Origin of the sequence: Halopseudomonas sp., assembly GCF_041579695.1 — a bacterium.
Classification (GTDB): Bacteria; Pseudomonadota; Gammaproteobacteria; order Pseudomonadales; family Pseudomonadaceae; genus Halopseudomonas.
In genome coordinates this window covers 1-5806 of the sequence record NZ_JBFGFI010000121.1, presented here as the reverse complement: position 1 = coordinate 5806, position 5806 = coordinate 1, and the positions used below count along the sequence as shown (strand labels likewise).

At 62.3% G+C, this 5806-nt stretch carries 5 protein-coding genes and 1 pseudogene; all 6 read right to left on the bottom strand.

All coding sequences use genetic code 11. The features are described from left to right. Positions 1-215 (bottom strand): annotated as a pseudogene (locus tag ABYA88_RS14945) (cell division protein FtsA); the annotation flags it as partial. A 9-nt stretch (positions 216-224) separates the two neighbouring features. After that, positions 225-1109, bottom strand: coding sequence for a cell division protein FtsQ/DivIB (locus tag ABYA88_RS14940; RefSeq protein ID WP_373188185.1), 885 nt, complete (start codon positions 1107-1109; stop codon positions 225-227). Positions 1110-1118: 9 nt separating this feature from the next. Beyond that, positions 1119-2036, bottom strand: coding sequence for a D-alanine--D-alanine ligase (locus tag ABYA88_RS14935; RefSeq protein ID WP_373188184.1), 918 nt, complete (start codon positions 2034-2036; stop codon positions 1119-1121). Further along, positions 2033-3448 carry a UDP-N-acetylmuramate--L-alanine ligase gene (murC, locus tag ABYA88_RS14930; protein ID WP_373188186.1) on the bottom strand — a complete coding sequence of 472 codons (1416 nt, stop codon included), beginning with the start codon at positions 3446-3448 and terminating at the stop codon, positions 2033-2035. The genes ABYA88_RS14935 and murC overlap by 4 nt, the downstream gene beginning before the upstream one ends. A gap of 34 nt (positions 3449-3482) precedes the next feature. Then, a complete protein-coding gene (gene murG, locus ABYA88_RS14925) occupies positions 3483-4553 on the bottom strand; it encodes an undecaprenyldiphospho-muramoylpentapeptide beta-N-acetylglucosaminyltransferase (protein WP_373188183.1) in 1071 nt (356 codons plus the stop codon). Beyond that, the gene (gene ftsW, locus ABYA88_RS14920) at positions 4546-5721 is read right to left on the bottom strand and encodes a putative lipid II flippase FtsW (protein WP_373188182.1); all 1176 of its coding nucleotides are present in this window, start codon (positions 5719-5721) and stop codon (positions 4546-4548) included. Before ftsW ends, murG begins: the two co-directional genes overlap by 8 nt. Positions 5722-5806: the final 85 nt, after the last annotated feature.

Sequence of the window (5806 nt, the reverse complement as noted above, 5' to 3'; positions counted from 1 at the left end):
GCCATCAGCTCGGCTTCCTCGATCGCGCGCTGAATCGACTGCACGGTGGACTCGATATTGACCACCACCCCTTTTTTCAGGCCGCGCGAGGGGTGCGAACCGATACCCACGATCTCCAGCGTGCCGTCTACGCCGATCTCACCGACGAGCGCGACCACCTTGGAGGTCCCGATATCAAGCCCTACAATCATTCTGCTACCCTGCTTGCTCGCCATAATCTGCCGTCACTCTCTTGTTGATTGCTGCGGTCCGATCGACTGTTCCACGACCGGTTCACGCCAGGCCACTGCCATCGCATTGTTGTAACGCAGGTCGACCCGCGCTATCTGCTGTCTGTACTCGGCCAGCATGTGCTGGTCGATGGTCAAAAAACGTTGCACCTTGTCTACCAGCTCCTCGCGGCCCAGCAGCACCTGGATACCGTCCTGGGTGGTCAGAAACCAGCTGCCGCGCGCGCGCAGCTCCAGCTTTGCCACGCCCTGCCCGTAGGGTCGCAACAAACGGTTGAACTGCTGGTAGTACTGCATCACCCGCTGTTTGGCCCGCTGCGGGCCATCGAGCTGGGGCAGCTCGGCAAAGCGGCTGATATCCTCTGGCGTGAATGCCTTGCCGGCATTGTTCAGCAGTGCACCATCGCCCCAGCGCGCCACCGGCAGCTGCTCGTCCAGATGAATGATCAGCTGGCTCGGCCATACGCGCGTCACCGCCGCACTGGCGACCCAGGGCATCTCGGCCAGATCGCCGCGCATGGCATTCAGATCGATACCCAGAAAGCTCTCGTTCAGGTACGGCTGAATCACTGCCTGTACCGCAACCGGATCAATGTACTGTAATTCGCCCTGCACGCTGATCAGCTCGATCGGCTGGTCGGCCAACGGCAGAATACGGCTGCCCAGCTCGTAAAGACCGACGCCCAGACCGACCAGCAGCAGCGGCCAAATCACCTGCTTGACGCGCACCAGTGCGCCTTCCAGCGAAGCCCGGCGCAGCGACAGCGTTGGCCAGCTGCGTGCGGCAACCGGAGCCACACGCACGGCGCCCTGGCCTGGCGCTACGCGCCGGGTCCGGGTCTTGCCTGCCCGCGGGTCTCTGACCATATGCCGCAACATGCTGGTTCCTCAGTAACGGGCACTGGCGAGAATCGCCAGCACCAGTTCGGTGAATGACATACCCGCGGCCGCCGCGGCCATGGGTACCAGACTGTGATCTGTCATGCCGGGCACGGTATTGACCTCCAGCAGGTAGAACTCGCCTTCCTCGTCCTGCATCACGTCGACACGTCCCCAGCCGCGGCAGCCGACGGCGTTGAAGGCTTCGAGGCACAGTGCGCCGAGCTCGGCCTCGCGTTCCGGCGTCAGGCCGCAGGGACAGATGTACTGCGTATCGTTGGTCAGATATTTGGCTTCGTAGTCATAGAAGGTATGCGGCGTGCGCAGGCGGATCGCCGGTAGCGCGCGGCCGTCAAGTATCGCCACGGTAAATTCGGCCCCGGTAATCCACTTTTCCACCAGGGCAACATCGTCATACTGCCGCGCGGCCTGCCAGGCCTGCTCCAGCCCCTTCACATCCTCAACCTTGGCCATGCCGATACTGGAACCCTCATGGATCGGCTTGACGATCAGCGGCGTACCCAGTCGCGCGACGATTTCGCCACAGTCCGCCTGATCCCGCAGCACCGCATAGGCCGGTGTGGTCAGGCCCAGGCTTTGCCAGATCAACTTGGTGCGCAGCTTGTCCATGCCCAGCGCCGACGCCATTACGCCGCTGCCGGTATAGGGCAATTGCAGGCTCTCCAGCAGGCCCTGCAGACTGCCATCTTCACCGCCACGGCCGTGCAGGGCGATAAACACGCGGTCGGGACGATCGGTTATCAACTGGTTAGCCAGATCATGCCCGGCGTCGATCCCGTAGGCGTCCACACCTGCCCGCTGAAATGCCTCAAGCACGGCCTTGCCGGACTTGAGCGACACCGAACGTTCTGCGGAACGACCGCCATACAGCACTGCAACGCGTCCGTAATCCTTCACGTTACTCATACCTTGCCCTCCCCGTCGCGACCGGCCAGGCGCAGCAGGCCCTCGGCCAGTTGCGCCGCCAGCCCGCCGATATCGCCGGCGCCCTGGGTGAGCAGAATATCGCCCGGCTTGAGCACCGCTTCGAGCAGCGGCAGTACGTCCGCATCGCGCTCGACATAGATCGGATCCAGCTGGCCGCGCTGGCGAATACTGCGGCACAGATTGCGGCTGTCGGCCCCGGTTATCTGTTCTTCGCCGGCGGGATAGACCTCCATCAGCAACAGCGCGTTATTTTCGCCCAGCACCTGCACGAAGTCCTCGTAGAGGTCACGGGTGCGGGTATAACGATGCGGCTGATAGATCATCACCAGGCGGCGCTCGGGCCAACCGGCGCGCACAGCCTTGATCACCGCAGCTACTTCCCGCGGGTGATGGCCGTAATCATCAACCAGCATCACTTCGCCGCCGGCTATCGGGTACTCGCCATAGACCTGAAAGCGCCGGCCAACGCCCTCGAAGTAGCTCAGGCCCTGCACGATAGCGGCGTCATTGATGCCCTCGTCGGTCGCCACTGCAATGGTTGCCAGCGAGTTCAGCACGTTGTGCACACCGGGCATATTGACCGAGACGTCGAGATTCTCGTGACCGTGGCGCACCACAGTGAAATGCGTCTGCATCCCGTGCTGGTGAATGTCGATCGCACGAATGTCGGCATCATCCGACAGGCCGTAGGTAACGATCTGGCGGTTTAGCTGGGGCATGATCTCGCGCACCACCGGATCGTCGATGCAGACTACCGCCAGACCGTAGAACGGCAGGTTATGCAGAAACTCGACAAAGGTTCGCTTGAGCTTGTTGAAATCGCCGCCATAGGTATCCATATGGTCGGAGTCGATATTGGTGACGATCGAAGTCATCGGCTGCAGATGCAGGAACGAGGCGTCACTCTCATCCGCTTCCGCCACCAAATAGCGGCTTTCGCCCAGCTGGGCATTGGTCCCGGCACTGGTGAGGCGGCCACCGATCACGAAGGTCGGGCTCAGGCCTGCGGCTGCCAACACTGATGCGATCAGGCTGGTGGTCGTGGTCTTGCCATGAGTGCCGGCGACCGCTATGCCGTGACGGTAGCGCATCAATTCGGCGAGCATTTCGGCGCGCGGAACCACCGGAATCCGCCGCTCCATTGCCGCGGCTACTTCCGGATTGGCTGTATTGATCGCGCTGGACACCACCAGCACGTCGGCCTTCTGCACGTTCTCCGGCCGATGACCGATATCCACCCGGGCGCCAAAGCTTTCCAGCCGGTCGGTGACAGCCGAACGCTTGAGATCGGAACCGGAGACTTCATAGCCGAGATTGAGCAACACCTCGGCAATACCGCACATGCCGGCGCCGCCGATACCGACGAAATGGATGCGGCGAATACGGCGCATTTCCGGGAGGAAAAAAGTGGCTTTCTGGCGTGGCTCAGCCATGGGTCACCTCCTGGCAGGCAGTCACAACATCCGCTGTGGCATTGGGGGTAGCCTGGCGGCGGGCATTTTCGGCCATTGCTTGAAGAGTCTCCGGCTGGGTAAATAGGGAGTTGAGTTGTTCCGCCAGCGTCTCGCTGCTCAGGCTGGGCTGAGGCAAGATCAGTGCGGCGTTCTGGCTGGCCAGGAAAGCGGCGTTCGCACTCTGGTGATCATCGATCGCGTGGGGCAGCGGGATCAGCAGCGCAGGTCGCCCGGCAGCGGCCAGCTCACTGATGGTCAGAGCGCCGGCGCGGCACACAACCAGATCGGCCCAGGCATAGGCTGCGGCCATATCGGCGATAAAGGGCTCGACCCGCGCCGCCACTCCGGCCTGCTCATAGCCCTGCGTGGTCAGCTCCACATGCAACCGGCCACACTGGTGCCAGACTTGCGGGCGCACTGACTCGGCCAGCAGCGCTATGGCCTTCGGCAGTAAATTGTTCAGTGGTAACGCACCCAGGCTGCCGCCAAGAACCAGCAGCCGTGGCTGGCGGTCGCCCTGCCAGCTCATTGCCGGCACCTGGAAAATATCCTCACGCACCGGGTTACCGGTCGTCAGGCGCTTGGGCGTATCGGCAAAGCTGCCCGGAAACCCTTCGCAATGGCGTCTGGCCACGCGGCTGAGTAGCCGATTGGCAGTGCCCACCACCGCGTTCTGCTCATGAATCACTAACGGTATGCGCTTGAGCCAGGCGGCCAAACCACCGGGCCCGGTCACATAACCGCCTGCGCCAAGCACGCACACCGGCTCGAGTACCGACATCAGTCGCAGCGACTGGAACAGCGCCCGCAACAGCTGTACCGGCGCCTTGAGCAGGCCCAGCCGACCCTTGCCGCGCAAGCCCTGAATGTCGATGTAATGGATCGGAATCCCGGCAGCGGGAATCAGTTCAGCCTCGATGCCGCGGCGTGTTCCCAGCCAATGCACTTCATAACCCTGCTCGGTGAACAGCCGCGCACAGGCAAGGGCCGGGAACACGTGTCCGCCGGTGCCGCCAGCCATGATCAGCACACGCTTACTCATCGGCCACCTCCCGCAATGCCTGCCTGCGTTCCCAGTCGATACGCAACAGAATGCCCAGGCTGATGCAGCACACCACCAGCGAACTACCGCCATAACTGAGGAACGGCAGCGTCAGGCCCTTGGTAGGCAACAGGCCGACATTCACGCCGACGTTGATCAGGATCTGACCGATCCACATGATTGCCAGACCGTACGCCAGGTAGGCGGCAAACAAACGGCCGGCGCGCTCCGCCCAAAGGCCGATATACAGGCTGCGTACCGCAAGGAAGACCAGCAGTGCGAACGCCGACAGTGCCCCAAGCAGGCCCAGCTCCTCGGCCAACACCGCAAAAACGAAATCGGTATGCGCCTCGGGCAGATAAAATTGCTTCTGGATACTGTTGCCCAGACCCAATCCCACCCACTCCCCGCGACCGAAGGCAATCAGCGCCTGGGTCAGCTGGTAGCCGGTACCGAACGGGTCTTCCCATGGGTTGAGGAAGCTGGTCAGACGCTGCAGACGGTAGGGTTCGATCACGATCAACAGGCCGCCGAGAATGGCGATCGAACCGAACAGCAGGATGAAGCGGAACAGGCCCACGCCGCCGAGAAACAGCATACCCACAGCGGCGCCCATCAGAACCACGGTCGCGCCGAAGTCGGGTTCAGCGATCAGCAGCAGGGCCATCGGAAAGAGCACCATGAACGGTTTGATAAAACCGAACCAGCCTTCCTTGACCTCCTCCTGGCGGTGCACCAGATAGCCGGCGAGAAACACCACAGCAAACAGTTTGGCCAGCTCCGAGGGTTGGATATTGATCGGGCCGACAGCGATCCAGCGCCAGCTTCCGTTGACCTCGCGGCCAATACCCGGAATCAGCACCGCCACCAGCAGCGCGAAGCCGATGAACAGCAACGGAAAACGGAACTGCTCCCAGAGCTTGATCGGTACGGAAATCACGAAAGCCAGCGCGGCGAAGCCGATCAGCACGTAGATCAGCTGGCGAATCATATAGAACAGCGGGTTACCCAACTGGCCGGCAGCGACTTCCATCGAGGCCGAGGACACCATGACCAGACCCAGCCCGAGCAGGCACAGCGCCGCAACGAGGAGCGGCATATCCATATCGAAGCGGCGCGATCCGATCAGCGGCCCGGCCGATTTCATGAACGTAGCGACTCCGATCATGGCTTCAGCCTCCCTACGGCTTCGGCAAACAACCGGCCGCGCTCCTCGAAATTGCGGAACATGTCCAGGCTGGCGCAGGCAGGCG